Raw genomic sequence first — 18,554 nt, 5'->3', positions numbered from 1 at the left:
ATACAAAGGAGCGTGATCAAATGAAAAAGTATTTGTATGTTATTTTCGCCTTTCTGGCCTGCCTTTTTGTTAGTCAGAACGTCCATGCATCTAGCCCATCTTATGATGTACTTTACTATGGTGGAACCTTGACCTTGGACACCTGGGACGACGCCACCTATGAGGAAGAACTGGTTTATTATTTCAAAGATTCTTATAGAGGGCAGTATGTTAGCCTAGGAACGGCAGGGAACATGCCACAAGGCTTTGCGATTGAGATACCGCCAAAGGTTGAGGTGGAAGGTCGTGAGCTTCAAAGAGAACCCGAGATTACGAATCTAGGTGATGGCTACCGAGTGAAAATTTATAACAGTGGTGTAGCGACAGATACTGTCAAAATTAAAGTTACATGGAAATTAAAAAATCTCCTCTATTCACACAAGGATATCTTGGAGTTGAACTGGAAACCGATCACAGATGGTGATCAGAAGGTGGACGAGGTTCAATTTCGTGTTATTCCTAAGTTTGCACCAGCTAATGCCCAATCGGAACTGTATATCCATACAGCCTTTATGGGACCGGATGTGACTGTAAAGAAAGAAGATGGAATCTATTCTGCTACTTTCTATAACCTAGGTAAAGGAAAGGCTGTGGAGTTGTATGGTTACTGGTTGAAGTCAGACCTAACTACCTTATATGATTCTGGTCGAAATACAGGATTGACCAAATTGGATGAATTTCACAAGAACCAAGCTAAAATTGAACAGGAAAAATACTGGACACACATGTTTTGGAACTGGATCTTGCCAGCCTTCATTATTGCACTCTGGCTTCTTTCTCTCTTGGGTCGCAAACGGTTCAAAAAAATGATTTGGCCTGGTGTGACTTATCCGACTGATACTCGTCTTTATGAGATTCCACAGGATATTGCACCTCTTGTTATGAGCTCGGTTGTTTATTCAGCCGAATTAGACGAGGCTTCCCCAACCAATAAAGAGAAGGCGACTCCGCCAGTATTCACATTTGAAAAAATGCTTCAAGCTACTTTGCTGGATCTGATGGATCGTGGAGTGATTGTCTACGAGCAACAAGGAAATGAAGTCGTTTTGACCAGAAAGTCTCATGGACATGTGGATGATTTTGAACGCTCCTTTATGAATATGGCTTTTGGGGATCAAGTTTCCTGTCCTGTTAACCGTCTCTTTGAGAATTATGAATTCAGTGATGATGTATACAAACATGCCAAAAAAGCAGATCAAGATGCGATTCGTTCACTAGGAAGTAAGGCTCAGGCTCGTTTTGATACGGCTGTCAACCAAGTGGCCCGAGATGTTCATCGCAAGGTGGAAGATCTCCATTTGCCAAGCTACTATCGCCCTTTAGAGGCAAAAGAAGAAGCGCAAGCTAGACGAAGTCTCTTCTTTGGTTGGGCTGCTTGGTTTATCGCTCTTGGAGCAGAATTATTTGCTATCTTTGGGATGGGTTGGTTCTCTGTTCCTTGTTTGATAGGGATCCTCATACTTTGGTTTATGCCAGTGCGCTTCAATGGTGTCTTTAAAGCCTACCTACGAGATGGGGTTGTCAATCTTGCGGGTGCTGAGCAACGCTATTACTGGGATAGTTTTGGTCGGATGTTGAAAGAGATTGCCCACCTCAACGATGCAGAGTTGCAGTCTCTGGTCCTATGGAATCGCTTATTGGTCTATGCGGCCTTGTATGGTGTAGCTGATCAGGTCACAAAGGTCATGAAGCTTCGGAATATTCATTTAGAAAATCAAGCCTTAAACGCCTTCGTTTACACCCCGTTCTATCATGATGTGACCCACTCAAGTCATGCCATGTCTACTTATGGATCGACAGCATCGACAGCTAGTCATTTCACAGTTTCCTCTGGTAGTGGAGGAGGTTTCTCTGGCGGAGGAGGCGGAGGAGGCTTTGGTGCCTTCTAAGTAGCACTAAGAATGGTCTTGGTCGCTCTTTCCCTTCTAGTTTAGAAGGCCTGGTCCAGTCCATAGATTTATGATATAATAGAGCAAATGTAAGTTTAGGAGAAAAAGATGTTTCTGATCGAATTAATCAAGGCGGTTCTTTTTGGGATTGTCGAGGGGATTACAGAATGGTTGCCGATCTCAAGTACAGGTCACTTGATTCTGTTACAGGATTTTGTGCAGTTTAAAAATCAAGATCCAGCCTTTATGGAGATGTTCAATGTCGTGATCCAATTGGGTGCGATTCTAGCGGTTGTGGTGATTTATTTCGATAAATTGTATCCCTTCAAACCTGGTAAATCTCCAATCGAAGTACGGCGGACCTGGCAATTATGGGCAAAAGTTGCGGTTGCAACGCTCCCGCTTGTCTTTGTTTTTAAATTAGATGATTGGTTTGAGGCGCATTTTCACAATTCGATTTCCGTTGCGATTATGTTGATCACCTACGGGATTGCCTTTATCTATCTGGAAAGACGGGAACAAGTTGAGCCAGCAGTAACGGAATTGCATAAGCTACCTTATCGAACAGCTCTTTATATCGGACTCTTCCAAGTTTTATCGCTATTTCCAGGAACAAGCCGTTCAGGTGCTACGATTGTAGGTGGCTTGATCAATGGTGTTAGCCGCCCAGTGGTGACAGAATTTACCTTTTATTTGGGGATCCCAGCCATGTTTGGCGCTAGCCTCTTAAAGGTTGGGAAATTCGCTCTTGGCGGGCATTCACTAGCACTGGGGCAACTCTTTATTCTACTGGTAGCGATGGGAGTGGCCTTTGTGGTCAGCATGTACGCCATCCGCTTCTTGACAGATTATGTGAAAAATCATGATTTCACCGTCTTTGGGAAATACCGGATCGTTCTTGGTTCCATCTTGCTATTGTATGGACTCTTCCGTGTTATTTTCTAAGAGATCGGTTGAACTCGATCAAATTATTTTTCGAGGTTGGAGACTTTTGTCCCGACCTCTTTTCGATGCATCCTTTTTTTGAATTCTATCCAATTTTTTAGTATAATAGTAAGACTAGAAGTATGAGGTTATGCTATGAAGATGAAGCAAATTAGTGATTCAACAATTAAGATCACAATCCAACTAGAAGACTTAGAAGAACGTGGAATGGAAATTGCTGATTTCCTTGTCCCACAAGAAAAAACAGAAGAATTTTTCTACGCTATTTTGGATGAACTCGAAATGCCAGAAAGCTTCCTGGATAGCGGGATGCTGAGTTTTCGTGTGACACCAAAACCAGACAAATTGGATGTTTTTGTTACCAAATCAAAAATTGACCAACAATTGGATTTTGAGGATTTGTCAGATCTTCCTGATATGGAAGAGTTGTCGCGCATGACGCCAGATGAATTTATCAAAACCCTGGAAAAAACAATCTCTGATAAGACAAAAGGGGATGCAGAAGCCATTCACCATTTGGAACAAGAAGAGTTGCGGGACAATCAAGAACAAGATCCTACATCTGAAGCACCAGTAAGTCAGTATATTTATTACATTTTGCGTTTTTCAAATATCCAGCAAGCAGTTGCCTTTTCAAAAACGGTCAGCTTTCCAGTGGATACCTCTGAATTATACAAAATGGGATCTGATTATTATTTAACCGTCTTGATCGATACAGAGGATCAACCAAATCAATATCCAACCTGGTTACTTGCCATCATTCGGGAGTATGCGGATGATTCAGAAGTGACACGAGCTGTTCTGCAGGAACATGGTCACTTACTAATGGTGTCTGGTGCGATTGAGAATTTGAAGAAAGTTGCTAGCTTATGATGTCTTTTTCCTTGCAATTTGTTCTGGTGCTGATTGGAACTTTTATGATTGCCTTGGTATTGACGCCCTTGGTTCGCTTGTTCTCCTTTAAGATTGATGCCGTAGATTATCCGAATGCGCGTCGGATCAATACCAAGCCCATGCCAAGCGCGGGTGGACTGTCTATTGTGATTGCTTTTTCAATTGCGACTCTCATCTTTATTCCTATGCTGACATCCACTACCGCACCAATCAAAAGTTACCTATCTTATACCTTGCCGGTCGTGGGCGCAGGATGGATTATCGCTCTCACAGGCTTGATCGATGATGTAAAAGAGTTGTCTGCCAAGAAAAAGATGATCGGCATCCTGCTGGCAGCGAGTCTGGTCTGGTTTTTGACAGATTTTCGGCTGAATGATTTTAAGATTCCATTCGGTGGTCCCTTACTTCATTTTGAACCATGGCTATCGTATCTTTTGACGGTGATTTGGATTGTTTCTATTACCAATGCGGTCAATCTGATTGATGGATTAGATGGCTTGGTGAGTGGGGTCTCTATTATTTCCCTAGTGACAATGGGGATTGTGTCCTATTTCTTTCTACCAGTCCCCAATCTCTTTCTGACCATGACGATCTTTGTCTTGGTTGCGTCCATCGCAGGTTTCTTTCCCTTTAACTACCATCCGGCCATTCTCTATTTGGGAGACACCGGTGCCTTGTTTATCGGATTCATGATTTCTGTTTTGTCCTTGCAAGGTTTGAAAAATGCGACAGCTGTTGCGGTAGTCACACCAATGATTATCCTCGGAGTACCGATTACAGATACCTTTTTAGCCATTATCCGTCGGACCCTATCTGGTCAAAAATTTTATAAACCGGATCGCAATCACTTGCACCACCGACTTCTTTCTCTGGGCTTGACACATCGGGGAACTGTATTGGTGATCTATGGGATTTCGATGATTTTCTCCTTGATTTCTCTCTTGCTCAACATCTCGAGTCGTATTGGGGGTGTCCTACTTGTGATCGGGCTCTTGTTTGGAGTAGAGTTGTTAGCAGAATTGATTGGGGTTTTAGGGCCACATCATAGTCCTTTGTTAAATGTTCTGCGCTATATAGGGAATTCTTCCTATCGGGAGGAAGTTCGTCAAAAACGAAAAGAAAAAACTAAATAAGAATAGTTCTAATCAAAAGAAAAGCCATTTAGGCTTTTTTTTGATATACTTGAAAGGTAAAAAAATACTTTGTGATGAAGGAATCGATGCTTTGAGAACCTTCTAGACTTCAAAGTAAAAAGAAAGGGAATGCAATGTCGACATTAGAAATTAAAGACCTTCACGTTGAAATTGAAGGCAAAGAAATTTTAAAAGGTGTAAACCTGACCCTAAAAACTGGTGAGATCGCAGCCATCATGGGACCAAATGGAACAGGGAAATCTACTCTGTCAGCTGCCATTATGGGAAACCCAAATTATGAAGTAACCAAAGGGGAGATTCTCTTTGATGGTGTCAACATCTTGGAATTGGAAGTAGACGAACGTGCACGGATGGGCTTGTTCCTTGCTATGCAGTACCCTTCAGAAATCCCAGGAATTACCAATGCAGAATTTTTACGTGCAGCCATGAATGCTGGTAAAGAAGAGGACGAGAAGATCTCTATTCGTGATTTCATCAAAAAATTGGATGAAAAGATGGAACTGCTCAACATGAAAGAAGAAATGGCAGAACGCTATTTGAACGAAGGCTTCTCTGGTGGTGAGAAAAAACGCAATGAAATCCTTCAATTGTTGATGTTGGAACCAACATTTGCCCTTTTGGATGAAATTGACTCTGGTTTGGATATCGATGCTCTTAAGGTCGTATCTAAAGGGGTTAATGCAATGCGGGGTGAAGGTTTTGGAGCGATGATCATCACCCACTACCAACGTTTGTTGAACTATATTACTCCTGACGTCGTTCATGTGATGATGGAAGGTCGTGTCGTGCTTTCAGGTGGACCAGAATTGGCTGCACGCTTGGAACGTGAAGGATATGCCCAACTCGCAGAAGAACTCGGTTACGACTATAAAGAAGAACTATAACCTGATGACAAGTGATCTAATGTTGTCATAAAATCAAACAGATAGTATCTTTATTAGGAGAAAAAAATGAGTATTGAAAATATTACCCTCTTTTCGGAACTGCATGCTGAGCCAAGCTGGCTGCAAGATTTACGAAAAAAAGCTTTTGACAAGATCGATCAGTTGGAATTGCCAGCCATTGAACGTGTCAAATTCCACCGCTGGAATCTTGGAGATGGGACGATCACAGAAAGCGAGGCTTCTGCCAATGTTCCCGATTTTACAGCCCTCGATTCAAATTTAAAATTAGTCCAAGTTGGAACCCAAACTGTATTTGAACAGGTGCCACAAGCCTTGGCAGACCAAGGAGTTCTTTTCACAGATTTCCATTCTGCCCTAGAAGAAATTCCGAAGGTGGTAGAAGACTACTTCATGTCTTCAGTCAAATACGATGACGACAAGCTAGCAGCATACCACACGGCTTATTTTAATAGTGGGGCTGTCCTTTATATTCCAGAAAATGTCGAAATTTCAGAACCCATCGAAGGTATTTTCTACCAGGATAGTGATAGTGATGTACCTTTTAATAAACACATTTTGATTATTGCAGGCAAAAACAGCAAGTTTAGCTATTTGGAACGCCTAGAATCAAAAGGTGAAGGCTCAGCAACAGCAACTGCGAATGTGACGGTTGAGGTGATCGCCCGCTCAGGTGCCCAAGTGAAATTTGCGGCGATTGACCGTCTGGGTGAAAATGTCACAGCCTACATCAGTCGACGTGGGAAACTAGGTCAGGATGCCAGCATTGATTGGGCTATCGGTGTTATGAACGAAGGTAACGTGGTTGCAGACTTTGACAGTGACTTGGTTGGAAACGGAAGTCATGCAGATTTGAAAGTCGTTGCTTTATCAAGCGGTCGTCAGGTTCAAGGAATTGACACCCGCGTGACCAACTTTGGTTGCAACTCGATCGGAAATATCTTGCAACACGGGGTTATTCTTGAAAAAGGAACCTTGACCTTCAATGGAATTGGTCATATTATCAAGGGGGCTAAAGGAGCAGATGCTCAGCAAGAAAGCCGTGTCTTGATGTTATCGGATCAAGCACGTTCAGATGCCAACCCAATCCTCTTGATTGATGAAAATGACGTCACAGCAGGCCATGCTGCATCGATCGGTCAAGTGGACCCAGAAGATATGTATTACCTCATGAGTCGTGGTCTGGATCAACACACAGCGGAACGCTTAGTGGTGCGTGGTTTCTTGGGATCTGTTATTGTTGAAATCCCAGTTAAAGAAGTACGTGATGAAATGATTGGCACCATTGAAGAAAAGTTATCTCAACGCTAAGGAGAAACAATGCTAGATAAAAATACAATTGCTCAAGATTTTCCCATTCTCGATCAACTAGTCCATGATGAGCCTTTGGTTTATCTAGATAATGCAGCGACGACGCAAAAACCTAAACGTGTTCTTGAAGCAGTTAATCACTATTATTTGCAAGATAACGCCAATGTCCATCGTGGAGTCCATACTTTGGCTGAACGAGCGACAGCAGCCTATGAGGCGGCGCGTGAGAAAGTCAGAAAATTTATCAACGCTTCATCAACCAAGGAAGTGCTCTTTACAAGAGGGACAACGACTGGACTCAACTGGGTAGCCCGCTATGCAGAAGAAGTCCTAAAGGAAGGGGATGAAGTCCTGATTTCCATCATGGAACATCACTCCAATATCATTCCTTGGCAGCAAGCCTGCAAGAAGACAGGAGCAAAACTGGTCTATGTCTATCTAAAAGATGGCTTACTGGATATGCAGGACTTAAAGAGCAAGCTTAGTGAGAAGACAAAATTTGTCTCCATCACCCATGCTTCGAATGTCTTAGGGGTGGTCAATCCGATCAAGGAAATTGCTCGATTAGCTCATGAAGTTGGAGCGATCATGGTCGTAGATGGGGCTCAATCAACCCCTCATATGGCCATTGATGTACAAGACTTAGATGCGGATTTCTTTGCTTTTTCTGGCCATAAGATGGCTGCACCAACAGGGATTGGTGTCCTCTATGGGAAGGAAGAAATCTTAGAGCAAATGTCTCCGATCGAGTTTGGGGGCGAGATGATTGACTTTGTTTACGAACAATCTGCCTCTTGGAAGGAATTGCCTTGGAAATTTGAAGCTGGAACACCTAATATGGCGGGAGCAATTGGTCTCGGTGCAGCAATCGATTACTTAGAAGAGCTGGGGATGGACCAGGTAGAAGCGCATGAGCAAGAATTGATTGCCTATGTGTTTCCAAAATTACAGGCGATCGAAGGCTTGACCATTTATGGTTCCCAAGACTTAGCAAAACGTTCTGGCGTCATTTCCTTCAATCTAGGAGATCTCCATCCGCATGACTTAGCAACAGCATTAGATTATGAAGGGATTGCTGTTCGTGCAGGTCACCACTGTGCACAACCGCTCCTTCAATACCTACAAGTTCCAGCGACAACGAGAGCAAGTTTTTATATCTACAACACCAAAGCGGACTGTGATAAATTAATTGAGGCATTGATCAAAGCAAAGGAGTTTTTCAATGGCACTTTCTAAATTAGATTCGCTGTACATGGCGGTCGTAGCTGACCATTCAAAACACCCTCACCATCAGGGCCAGATTGAAGATGTTGATCAGATCCAACTCAACAATCCAACTTGTGGAGATGTGATCCAGTTAAGTGTGAAATTTGATGAGAATGACAGGGTGGAAGATATCGCCTTTGTTAATTCAGGATGTACGATCTCAACCGCTTCAGCTAGTATGATGACGGATGCTGTAATGGGAAAAACAAAAGATGAAGTCGAAGAATTGGCGCAGGTCTTTTCAGAAATGGTCCAAGGCCAGTCAGATCCTCGCCAAGAGGAATTGGGAGACGCAGCCTTCTTATCTGGAGTCTCAAAATTCCCACAACGGATTAAATGTGCGACCCTCTCATGGAATGCTCTTAAAAAAGCGATCGAACGTAGCAAATAGTTAAAAGAAGAAACAGAGAAAGAAAGGAAATTATGGCTGAAGAAAGAGTCGAACCGAAACCAATTGATCTCGGTGAATATAAATTTGGATTTCACGATGATGTTCAACCCATTCTCTCTACCGGGAAGGGATTGAATGAAGCGGTTATTCGTGAATTGTCTGCAGCAAAAAATGAACCCGAATGGATGCTCGAATTCCGTTTGAAATCTTTTGAAACCTTCAAAAAGATGCCCATGCAAACCTGGGGAGCCGATCTATCAGAGATTGACTTTGATGATTTGATCTATTATCAAAAACCTTCGGATAAACCTGCCCGTTCATGGGACGAAGTTCCAGAGAAAATCAAGGAAACCTTTGAGCGTATCGGGATTCCTGAAGCAGAACGTGCTTACTTAGCGGGGGCTTCTGCTCAGTATGAATCAGAAGTGGTTTACCACAATATGAAAGAAGAGTTTGAAAAGTTGGGGATTATCTTTACCGATACGGATTCTGCCCTAAAAGAATATCCAGACCTGTTCAAACAGTATTTTGCGAAGTTAGTGCCACCAACGGATAACAAATTGGCTGCCCTCAACTCAGCAGTCTGGTCTGGTGGAACCTTCATTTATGTACCAAAAGGCGTAAAAGTAGATGTCCCCCTTCAAACTTACTTCCGTATCAACAATGAAAATACAGGTCAGTTTGAGCGCACGTTGATTATCGTGGATGAGGGAGCAAGTGTTCACTATGTGGAAGGCTGTACAGCGCCGACCTACTCAAGCAATAGCCTGCATGCAGCGATTGTTGAGATCTTTGCCTTAGATGGTGCTTATATGCGTTACACGACCATCCAAAACTGGTCGGACAATGTCTACAACTTGGTCACCAAGCGGGCCAAAGCTCAAAAAGATGCCACAGTTGAGTGGATCGACGGGAACTTAGGAGCGAAGACAACCATGAAGTACCCATCTGTTTATCTGGATGGAGAAGGAGCGCGTGGGACCATGTTGTCCATTGCCTTTGCGAATGCAGGTCAACACCAAGATACAGGTGCCAAGATGATCCACAATGCCCCTCACACTAGCTCGTCTATCGTATCCAAATCCATCGCGAAGGGTGGCGGAAAGGTAGACTACCGTGGACAAGTGACCTTCAACAAGAACTCTAAGAAATCAGTTTCTCACATTGAGTGTGACACTATTATCATGGATGATTTATCTTCATCAGACACGATTCCATTTAATGAAATCCACAACTCACAAGTTGCTTTGGAGCACGAAGCTAAGGTTTCAAAAATCTCAGAAGAGCAACTTTATTATTTGATGAGTCGTGGTCTGTCTGAATCAGAAGCGACAGAAATGATTGTCATGGGATTTGTAGAACCCTTTACAAAAGAACTTCCAATGGAATATGCCGTTGAGTTAAACCGACTTATTAGCTACGAAATGGAAGGATCTGTAGGATAATTCGTTTTAATAGCAAAATAAAATCACAATGGATTTGACTCCATTATGATTTTTTTGCTTATAATTTTTCGTTGACATAACGGACGAATTCATTCCACCAAACCTTTAAGAAAAAGCTTTTCTCAATGGTTCTTCCTGCTACCATATCGACTGTTGGTTCTTGATCTTCTAAGTAGCCACGTCCGATTTTATCTGGATCAGTGTAGTGTAATTTTCCAAGACTTGTGCCTGATTTGACAGGTGCTCGGAATGATTCTTGGTCACTCTTGAATTTAATTTTTGGTTCCGCTTGGCTGCCTTGCTTTTCGACGATATAGAAGTCTTTTTTTGCAACAGCTAAAACAGTCTCTGACTTCCCATCCATGATAGTTGCCTTACTTTTTCCGTAGGGATCTCCTTTTTTGACGACGATGGAAGAAACAAAGGTCCGTACCACGTAGTTCATCAGAGAAGAAGTAGCCACAAAGCGTGCGTATGGATCACCGTCAACTGCCTCAACTCCTAGGACAACTGTGATCATATGGATACCATTTTGCGTCGTCGATGCAGCAAAGGTGATGCCACCTTTGGTAGAGTTGCTGACCCGAAGGCCGTCAACGCCCGAACGGTAATTCGGCATGCCTTCTAGCATCAGGTTGGGGTTTTCAATCTGCGTGTTTGAAAAAAGAGCAGTGGGCTTTGAAGTATATTTGGTCACTTCAGGAAAATCCTGGAGTAAGTGCTTGGCAATAACAGCAATATCATAAGCACTCAATTGATTTTCGTCTTCTTTCCCGTCAGGATCTCCACTGATGGTTTGAGTATTTAATCCGGTAGCATTGATTAAATGAGGAGATTGAATGCCCCATTCAGAAAGTTTCTGCTTCATTTTTTCAACGAAGCTTTTCTCAGAGCCACCCACTTTCTCAGCTAAGGCCAAGGCAGCGGTGCTAGAATTTCCAACTAAAAGAGCAGTCAATAACTGATCAACCGTATATTGGTTCGCCTCCATAGGAAGAGTACCAGCACCTTCGATATCATTTAAGGCCAGAGCTTTCTCAGACAATTTAATAGGATCTTTCAGAGAAAGTTTTTTTTCATGAATGGCTTCGAAAATCAGATAAGTGGTCAAGAGTGTAGATAGCCCCCCCACATCTCGCTTTTTCTCCGAATCCTTCTCATATAAGATTTTACCTGTATCAGCTTCAACAGCAATAGCACTTTGAGCAGGAAGATCCAGATCATCTGCTAGAACGACTTGATAAGGTAAACTGCATAACAGCAGCATGAAGGTTAAAAAAGAAAGAAAGAATTTTTTCACAGTTGTTTCCTCGTTGCTTAGTCCTCTCTATTGTATCATACAAATGATCAATGGAAAATCGTAAAATCATCAATTAGGCTAAAAAGTCAGTCATAGCAAGGTTTTTGAATGGGGTTGAAGCAAATATTCAGAAAATTTAGTTTACTTTTTTTTCTACTTGTGATATAATCTTAAACAAATCTAAAAAAACTATTGGAGAATTCCTATGAAAAAAGGTAAAGTATTCGCAGTTGCCGGAGTAACACTCCTTGCAGCTGGATTGTTAGCTGCATGTTCAGGATCAAGCACAAGTAAATCAGGCTCTGGTTCAAATGAAGACAAGAACTATGGCTATGTTTACACTTCAGATCCAACAACTTTGGACTACACAATTTCTTCTAAAGCTGCTACCCATGACATCACTACAAATGTGGTAGACGGTTTGTTAGAAAATGATAAATACGGCAACCTTGTGCCTTCACTTGCGGAAGACTGGTCTGTATCAAAAGACGGTCTGACTTATACCTACAAGATTCGTAAAGGTGTCAAATGGTACGATGCAGATGGTGAAGAACATGGCGAAGTGACTGCTCAAGACTTCGTGACTGGTTTGAAACACGCTGCTGATAAAAAATCGGAAACTCTTCCACTCGTTCAAGGCTCAATCAAAGGTTTGGATGATTATGTCCAAGGAAAAATCACAGACTTCAGCCAAGTTGGTGTCAAAGCGGTTGATGATTACACACTTCAATACACATTGAACAAACCTGAAACTTTCTGGAACTCTAAAACGACTAACGGAATTTTGTTCCCAATAAGCACAGAGTTCTTGAAGAGTAAGGGAGATGATTTTGGTCAACCAAACGATGTGAAGTCAATCCTTGCAAACGGACCATTCCTTTTGAAATCCATTACTTCAAAATCATCTGTTGTATTTGAAAAGAATGACAACTACTGGGATAAGAAAAACGTTCACCTGAAAGAAGTAAAATATACTTATTACGATGGATCAGACCAAGATTCATTGGCACGTGGATTCTCTGATGGTGCTTATACAAAAGCTCGCCTTTTCCCTGCAAGTTCAAACTTTGCAACTGTAGAGAAAAAATATAAAGACGATATCTTTACTACACCAGCAGGATCAGGTGTAGCAGTACTCGGATTTAATTTGGATCGCCAATCTTATAACCACACTGCTAAGAAATCAGATGCTGAAAAATCTTCTACTAAGAAAGCAATCTTGAACAAAGATTTCCGTCAGGCCATCACTTTTGCCTTGAACCGTGAAAACTACTCAGCACAAGTCAATGGTAAAGAATTTGCTAAACCAGCTATCCGTAATACCTACACAGCACCAGCCTTTGTCCAAGTAGATGGAAAAGACTTCGGAAATGTAGTTGCAGATAAGTTGACTACTTATGGAGACCAATGGAAGGGTATCAACCTTGAAGATGGTCAAGATGGTCTTTACAACAAAGATAAAGCGAAAGCACAACTTGAAAAAGCCAAAGCTGAACTTCAAAAAGATGGTGTTCAATTCCCAATTCATATTGATGTACCGGTAGCACAAAATTCTACAAACTTTGTTTCACGGATGCAATCTCTGAAACAAACTGTGGAAGATACTCTTGGTAAAGACAATGTCGTTCTTGATCTTCAAATGATGGACTCAGACGAAGTGTTGAATATTACTTTGAATGTGCCATCAGCTGCAGACGCAGACTGGGATCTTCAAGGAATGGTCGGATGGAACCCAGACTATGATGATCCATCAACTTACCTTGATACTCTTCAACCAGCTTCTGAGGACCAAACAAAAGTTTACCTTGGTTTTGCAGGTGGTGTAGATAACCCATCAGCAAAAGCAGTCGGTTTGGATGAATTCGCTAAACTTCTTGACGATGCAAATAACGAAACACAAGATGTTGTGAAACGTTATGAAAAATACGCAGCAGCTCAAGCTTGGTTGACAGATAGTGCGATTGTTATTCCAACGATGTCAAGTACAGGTGCTGCAACAGTTGTTTCTAAGGTAGTTCCATTCTCTGAACCATCATCACAAACAGGTAACAAAGGTTCAACATACTTGAAATACGTTGAAGTTCAAGATGAGCCAGTTACTAAGAAACAATACGAACAAGCACGTGAAAAATGGCAAAAAGAAAAAGCTGAGTCAAACAAAAAAGCTCAACAAGATCTTGAAAAACACGTTAAATAATTAAATTATTGCTTTTCATTAGAACTTTCTCTTCTAGGGGAGAAAGTTCTTTTGGACATTAAAGGAATGAAATATGAAAAAATATGTTTTTATGCGTATTTTGCGTTCGTTAGTGTCGATCTTTCTCGTCACGACATTAACCTACATGATTATCTATACGCTAACACCGAGAAATCTCATCTTTAAAAATGACCCCAACTACAATAAAGTAGCGAAGACAAAAGATTCGAAGATCAACTACGAAAATACTGTCTACGATCGCATGGGTTATTTGGAATACATGGATTCAAAGAGCTTGCAACAAAAAGCAAGTAAAGAAGATTCTTCCGTAACGGTTGATGCGACAACTGCTAATGAAAAGATCTACAAAAAATATATTGAAAAATTAGGTCATGGTTGGCAGTTGAAACGTTTCCCAGAGAGTAAGTCTTTCTATGCGGTGCGTGAAATTCCGGTTTTTGAACGTGTCATCAGCTTCTATGCGAATTTGATTCAGTTTGATCATCCAGGTTGGGTGAAAGATGCCTCAAATCCAAATCTCAAACGCTATATCCGTATTGAAAATGATCCATCTATTGGATGGTCTGTAGTGGGTTCTGGTACGAAACACAAATACCTCTTGTACTTTAATGGTCAGTTCCCATATGTACACCAAAACTTTGTAACCTTAAACCTTGGAAATTCATATCCAACTTATTCAAATACCCCTGTTCTTCAAGTTATTACCCAAGGACAAGGAACGACTAAGAAGACTGAAGTGAACTTCCCAACAGGTAAAAAGACATCTTCCATCGATATCTACTCACGTACCTACAAATCACCAAGTAAGGCAGATTCACAAGATATCAGTCGATTTGGTAAAGGGGATGCCTATACAGCAACGTTGAGCAACTATGAGAATCCATCCATGATTGCATCTTCTTCAATCATTGGTTTGATTGGTATTGCGATTGCCTACTTGATTGCGATCCCACTAGGATCTTATATGGCTCTTTTCAAGGACTCATGGTTTGATAGCATCTCTACTGCGGTCTTGACATTTATGATGTCTCTCCCAACCATTGCCCTTGTCTATATCGTGCGTCTAGCAGGTTCATTCTTTGGACTTCCAGACTCATTCCCAGTACTTGGAGCACAGGACTGGCGTTCATATGTATTGCCGTCTCTGATTCTTGGTTTATTGAGTGCGCCATTTATCGCCGTTTGGATTCGTCGTTATATGATCGATATCCATTCGCAAGATTTCGTCCGTTTTGCTCGTTCAAAAGGATTGTCAGAACGTGAGATCTCAAGAAAACACATCTTCAAAAATGCGATGGTTCCACTAGTTTCTGGAATTCCAGGGGCTATCATTGGAGTTATCTCAGGTGCGACGTTGACTGAAACAGTCTTCGCTTTCCCAGGTATGGGTAAAATGTTGATTGACTCTATTAAAGCATCAAACAACACCATGGTCATCGGACTTGTCTTCATCTTCACATCACTTGGTATCTTTGCTGCCATGTTAGGTGATATCTTGATGACAGTGCTTGATCCACGGATTAAATTAACGAATACGAAAGGAGGCAAATAATGGCTACAATCGAAAAAAATAAATTTCAGTTTGTAAAACGCGATGACTTTGCCTCTGAAGTAATCGATGCTCCAGCGTATTCATACTGGAAATCTGTATTCAGACAATTCTTGAAAAAAAGAACCACGATCATTATGCTTGCTATTTTGATTGGGATTCTCTTGATGAGTTTTGTCTACCCGATGTTTTCAAATTTTGATTACAACGACGTAAGTAAGGTAAATGACTTTTCAGCACGTTTGAATCCACCAAGTGCCAAAGCTTTCTTTGGTACAGATAATAACGGTAAATCCCTCTTTGATGGAGTTTGGTTTGGTGCTCGGAATTCCATTATCATTTCTTTCATCGCCACTGTTATTAACGTGGTTGTCGGAGTTATCGTTGGTGGAATTTGGGGGATCTCAAAATCCATCGACCGTATCATGATGGAAGTTTATAACGTTATTTCAAACATTCCATTTATGTTGATCGTTATCGTCTTGACTTACTCAATGGGATCTGGTTTCTGGAACTTGATTCTTGCCATGTCCTTAACTGGATGGATCGGAATTGCCTATACCATTCGTGTCCAAATCATGCGTTACCGTGATTTGGAGTACAACCTTGCCAGCCGAACATTAGGAACACCAACTTTGAAAATTGTTACGAAAAATATTTTGCCTCAATTGGTATCTGTTATCGTGACACAAACATCACAGTTACTTCCAAGCTTTATTTCTTATGAAGCCTTCCTTTCCTTCTTCGGACTTGGTCTTCCAATCACAGTTCCAAGTTTGGGACGGTTGATTTCTGACTATTCTCAAAACGTAACTACAAATGCCTACCTATTCTGGATTCCGCTTACTGTTTTGATTTTAGTATCCTTGTCATTCTTTATCGTCGGACAAAACTTGGCCGATGCCAGCGACCCACGTACACATAGATAGGAGGAGTAGATATGACATCAAATAACAATATTATTTTATCTGCTCAAGATATCGTAGTGGAATTTGACGTGCGCGATCGCGTATTGACAGCTATTCGTGGCGTATCGCTTGAGCTAGAAGAAGGTGAAGTTCTTGCCTTAGTTGGTGAGTCGGGTTCAGGAAAATCAGTTTTGACAAAAACGTTCACCGGAATGTTAGAAGATAACGGCCGTATTGCCCAAGGTTCGATTAAATACCGTGGTCAAGAATTGACAGATTTGAAATCGAATAAAGATTGGGAAAATATTCGTGGATCTAAGATCGCTACAATTTTCCAAGACCCAATGACAAGTTTGGACCCAATCAACACAATTGGTTCACAAATTACAGAAGTCATTATCAAACACCAAGGGAAAACAGCTAAAGAAGCCAAAGAAATGGCTTTGGACTATATGGAGAAAGTTGGAATTCCAGATGCTGAACGTCGTTTTGATGAGTATCCATTCCAATATTCAGGTGGGATGCGTCAACGGATCGTTATTGCCATCGCCTTGGCCTGCCGTCCAGATATTTTAATCTGTGACGAACCAACAACAGCCCTTGACGTAACCATTCAAGCGCAAATCATTGATTTGTTGAAATCCCTTCAAAAAGAATACCAATTTACAGTTATCTTTATCACCCACGACTTAGGTGTGGTTGCAAGTATTGCAGATAAAGTAGCCGTTATGTATGCTGGAGAAATTGTTGAGTTTGGTAAAGTAGAAGAAATTTTCTACGATCCAAAACATCCATACACATGGAGCTTGCTTTCAAGCTTGCCTCAATTGTCAACCTCAGATGGTGATCTTTACTCTATTCCAGGGACTCCGCCATCATTGTATGCTCCAATCAAAGGAGATGCCTTCGCACTTCGTTCAGATTATGCGATGCAGATTGATTTTGAAGAAGAGGCACCCGCTTTCAAAGTGACCGATACTCACTGGGCTAAGACATGGTTGCTCCATCCAGATGCACCAACAGTTCATAAACCAGAAGTAATCGAAAACCTTCACGAAAAGATTGGCTCAAAAATGGGCTTCACTCACATTACAGAATAGGAGGAAGGAAATGACTGAAAAATTAGTTGAAATTAAAGATTTAGAAATTTCCTTCGGTGAAGGAAGTAAAAAATTCGTTGCTGTAAAGAACGCCAACTTCTTCATTAATAAGGGAGAAACGTTCTCTCTTGTTGGTGAATCAGGAAGTGGGAAGACAACAATTGGACGTGCGATCATCGGTCTGAATGATACAAGTGCTGGAGAAATTATTTATGACGGTCGCAAGATCAACGGAAAAAACTCTCATAGTGAAAAATCAGAGTTGATCCGTAAAATTCAAATGATCTTCCAAGACCCAGCAGCGAGTTTGAATGAACGTGCAACAGTTGATTATATTATCTCTGAAGGTTTGATCAATCACCATTTGTTTAACAGCGAAGAAGAACGTCAGGAAAAAGTAAAAAATATTATGCATGAAGTCGGGCTTCTTGCAGAACATTTGACACGTTATCCTCACGAATTCTCAGGTGGTCAACGTCAACGGATCGGTATTGCACGTGCACTTGTCATGGAACCAGAATTTGTCATTGCGGATGAACCAATCTCAGCCCTTGACGTTTCAGTACGTGCGCAGGTCTTGAACCTGTTGAAAAAATTCCAAAGAGAATTAGGCTTGACCTACCTCTTTATCGCCCATGACTTGTCAGTTGTGCGCTTCATTTCTGACCGTATTGCAGTTATCTATAAAGGGGTTATTGTAGAAGTGGCAGAAACTGAAGAGCTATTTAACCACCCAATCCATCCGTACACACAATCCCTACTTTCAGCGGTCCCAATTCCAGATCCAATTCTAGAACGTAAAAAAGTTCTAAAAATCTACGATCCAGAACAACATGATTACTCTGAAGATAAACCACAAATGGTTGAAATTAAACCAGGTCATTATGTATGGGCTAACAAAGCTGAAGAAAACAAATACAGACAAGAATATAAATAGAGAGGATTCCCTCTCTATTTTCTTTATTTAAAAAAACTTTCAAAAAAATAAAATTTTTTGGAAAAAAGTGTTGACAGTAAGGAGAGGTCATGATATACTAATATAGTTGTCGCGCGAGAGCGACAAAGACCTTTGAAAACTGAACAAGACGAACCAATGTGCAGGGCGCTATAACTAAGGTTATAGTAACTGAACAATAAAAAAACAATAAATCTGTCAGTGACAGAATGAGTTTAAGACAAACAATTATTTTAATGAGAGTTTGATCCTGGCTCAGGATGAACGCTGGCGGCGTGCCTAATACAT

At 41.3% G+C, this 18,554-nt stretch carries 15 protein-coding genes; 14 read left to right on the top strand and 1 reads right to left on the bottom strand.

The window, feature by feature from the left end; all coding sequences use genetic code 11:
* The first annotated feature begins 20 nt into the window (after positions 1-20).
* The 9 genes from QM351_RS09805 (at position 21) to sufB (ending at position 10,236) form a co-directional block, all read left to right on the top strand.
* Positions 21-1,928, top strand: a complete 1,908-nt coding sequence (locus QM351_RS09805; protein WP_414327268.1) for a DUF2207 family protein — start codon at positions 21-23, stop codon at positions 1,926-1,928.
* 108 nt (positions 1,929-2,036) lie between these two features.
* Entirely contained in the window at positions 2,037-2,873 is an 837-nt protein-coding gene (locus QM351_RS09800) for an undecaprenyl-diphosphate phosphatase (protein WP_003010265.1), read from the top strand.
* A 135-nt stretch (positions 2,874-3,008) separates the two neighbouring features.
* A complete protein-coding gene (gene mecA / locus QM351_RS09795; RefSeq protein ID WP_003004768.1) occupies positions 3,009-3,746 on the top strand; it encodes an adaptor protein MecA in 738 nt (245 codons plus the stop codon).
* Positions 3,743-4,900, top strand: a complete 1,158-nt coding sequence (locus tag QM351_RS09790; protein WP_125826532.1) for a glycosyltransferase family 4 protein — start codon at positions 3,743-3,745, stop codon at positions 4,898-4,900. The genes mecA and QM351_RS09790 overlap by 4 nt, the downstream gene beginning before the upstream one ends.
* Before the next feature lie 134 nt (positions 4,901-5,034).
* Positions 5,035-5,805 (top strand): Fe-S cluster assembly ATPase SufC, encoded by a 771-nt coding sequence (gene sufC / locus QM351_RS09785; protein WP_003004238.1) that lies wholly within the window; start codon positions 5,035-5,037, stop codon positions 5,803-5,805.
* A gap of 66 nt (positions 5,806-5,871) precedes the next feature.
* Positions 5,872-7,134, top strand: coding sequence for a Fe-S cluster assembly protein SufD (gene sufD / locus QM351_RS09780; RefSeq protein ID WP_277839336.1), 1,263 nt, complete (start codon positions 5,872-5,874; stop codon positions 7,132-7,134).
* 9 nt (positions 7,135-7,143) lie between these two features.
* Entirely contained in the window at positions 7,144-8,370 is a 1,227-nt protein-coding gene (locus tag QM351_RS09775; RefSeq protein ID WP_024056228.1) for a cysteine desulfurase, read from the top strand.
* On the top strand, positions 8,357-8,791 hold the full coding sequence (sufU, locus tag QM351_RS09770) for a Fe-S cluster assembly sulfur transfer protein SufU (RefSeq protein WP_414327267.1): 435 nt from the start codon (positions 8,357-8,359) through the stop codon (positions 8,789-8,791). The genes QM351_RS09775 and sufU overlap by 14 nt, the downstream gene beginning before the upstream one ends.
* 32 nt (positions 8,792-8,823) lie before the next feature.
* Positions 8,824-10,236 carry a Fe-S cluster assembly protein SufB gene (gene sufB / locus QM351_RS09765; protein WP_118397432.1) on the top strand — a complete coding sequence of 471 codons (1,413 nt, stop codon included), beginning with the start codon at positions 8,824-8,826 and terminating at the stop codon, positions 10,234-10,236.
* Positions 10,237-10,294: 58 nt separating this feature from the next.
* On the opposite strand, the gene QM351_RS09760 is transcribed toward sufB, so the two are convergent.
* On the bottom strand, positions 10,295-11,536 hold the full coding sequence (locus QM351_RS09760; RefSeq protein WP_414327266.1) for a serine hydrolase: 1,242 nt from the start codon (positions 11,534-11,536) through the stop codon (positions 10,295-10,297).
* A gap of 205 nt (positions 11,537-11,741) precedes the next feature.
* Here QM351_RS09760 and QM351_RS09755 point away from each other — a divergent pair, with 205 nt between their 5' ends.
* The 5 genes from QM351_RS09755 to QM351_RS09735 all read left to right on the top strand — a co-directional run bounded on the left by QM351_RS09755 (position 11,742) and on the right by QM351_RS09735 (position 18,248).
* Positions 11,742-13,733: a peptide ABC transporter substrate-binding protein gene (locus QM351_RS09755; RefSeq protein WP_155169262.1), complete on the top strand. Its 1,992-nt coding sequence runs from the start codon at positions 11,742-11,744 to the stop codon at positions 13,731-13,733.
* Positions 13,734-13,806: 73 nt separating this feature from the next.
* Positions 13,807-15,306 carry an ABC transporter permease gene (locus QM351_RS09750; RefSeq protein WP_155169260.1) on the top strand — a complete coding sequence of 500 codons (1,500 nt, stop codon included), beginning with the start codon at positions 13,807-13,809 and terminating at the stop codon, positions 15,304-15,306.
* Positions 15,306-16,232, top strand: coding sequence for an oligopeptide ABC transporter permease OppC (gene oppC, locus QM351_RS09745; protein ID WP_414327265.1), 927 nt, complete (start codon positions 15,306-15,308; stop codon positions 16,230-16,232). Before QM351_RS09750 ends, oppC begins: the two co-directional genes overlap by 1 nt.
* Positions 16,233-16,243: 11 nt before the next feature.
* Complete coding sequence (locus QM351_RS09740; protein WP_003010293.1) at positions 16,244-17,311, top strand: ABC transporter ATP-binding protein; 1,068 nt, start codon at positions 16,244-16,246, stop codon at positions 17,309-17,311.
* 10 nt (positions 17,312-17,321) lie between these two features.
* Positions 17,322-18,248 carry an ATP-binding cassette domain-containing protein gene (locus QM351_RS09735; RefSeq protein ID WP_003010296.1) on the top strand — a complete coding sequence of 309 codons (927 nt, stop codon included), beginning with the start codon at positions 17,322-17,324 and terminating at the stop codon, positions 18,246-18,248.
* Positions 18,249-18,554 lie beyond the last annotated feature (306 nt).

The organism is Streptococcus parasanguinis, from assembly GCF_047465465.1.
In the GTDB taxonomy this organism is placed as follows: domain Bacteria; phylum Bacillota; class Bacilli; order Lactobacillales; family Streptococcaceae; genus Streptococcus; species Streptococcus parasanguinis_AI.
The sequence above is the reverse complement of the archived record's forward strand: the minus strand, read 5'-3'. Positions and strand labels throughout refer to the sequence as shown.

Bases quoted from the DNA above. Each gene is read 5' to 3' on its own strand.
- QM351_RS09790 (WP_125826532.1), top strand. From the start codon at position 3,743: ATGATGTCTTTTTCCTTGCAATTTGTTCTGGTGCTGATTGGAACTTTT.
- oppC (WP_414327265.1), top strand. From the start codon at position 15,306: ATGGCTACAATCGAAAAAAATAAATTTCAGTTTGTAAAACGCGATGAC.
- QM351_RS09735 (WP_003010296.1), top strand. From the start codon at position 17,322: ATGACTGAAAAATTAGTTGAAATTAAAGATTTAGAAATTTCCTTCGGT.
- mecA (WP_003004768.1), top strand. From the start codon at position 3,009: ATGAAGATGAAGCAAATTAGTGATTCAACAATTAAGATCACAATCCAA.
- sufD (WP_277839336.1), top strand. From the start codon at position 5,872: ATGAGTATTGAAAATATTACCCTCTTTTCGGAACTGCATGCTGAGCCA.
- sufU (WP_414327267.1), top strand. From the start codon at position 8,357: ATGGCACTTTCTAAATTAGATTCGCTGTACATGGCGGTCGTAGCTGAC.
- QM351_RS09805 (WP_414327268.1), top strand. From the start codon at position 21: ATGAAAAAGTATTTGTATGTTATTTTCGCCTTTCTGGCCTGCCTTTTT.
- QM351_RS09755 (WP_155169262.1), top strand. From the start codon at position 11,742: ATGAAAAAAGGTAAAGTATTCGCAGTTGCCGGAGTAACACTCCTTGCA.
- QM351_RS09750 (WP_155169260.1), top strand. From the start codon at position 13,807: ATGAAAAAATATGTTTTTATGCGTATTTTGCGTTCGTTAGTGTCGATC.
- QM351_RS09740 (WP_003010293.1), top strand. From the start codon at position 16,244: ATGACATCAAATAACAATATTATTTTATCTGCTCAAGATATCGTAGTG.
- sufB (WP_118397432.1), top strand. From the start codon at position 8,824: ATGGCTGAAGAAAGAGTCGAACCGAAACCAATTGATCTCGGTGAATAT.
- QM351_RS09775 (WP_024056228.1), top strand. From the start codon at position 7,144: ATGCTAGATAAAAATACAATTGCTCAAGATTTTCCCATTCTCGATCAA.
- QM351_RS09800 (WP_003010265.1), top strand. From the start codon at position 2,037: ATGTTTCTGATCGAATTAATCAAGGCGGTTCTTTTTGGGATTGTCGAG.
- sufC (WP_003004238.1), top strand. From the start codon at position 5,035: ATGTCGACATTAGAAATTAAAGACCTTCACGTTGAAATTGAAGGCAAA.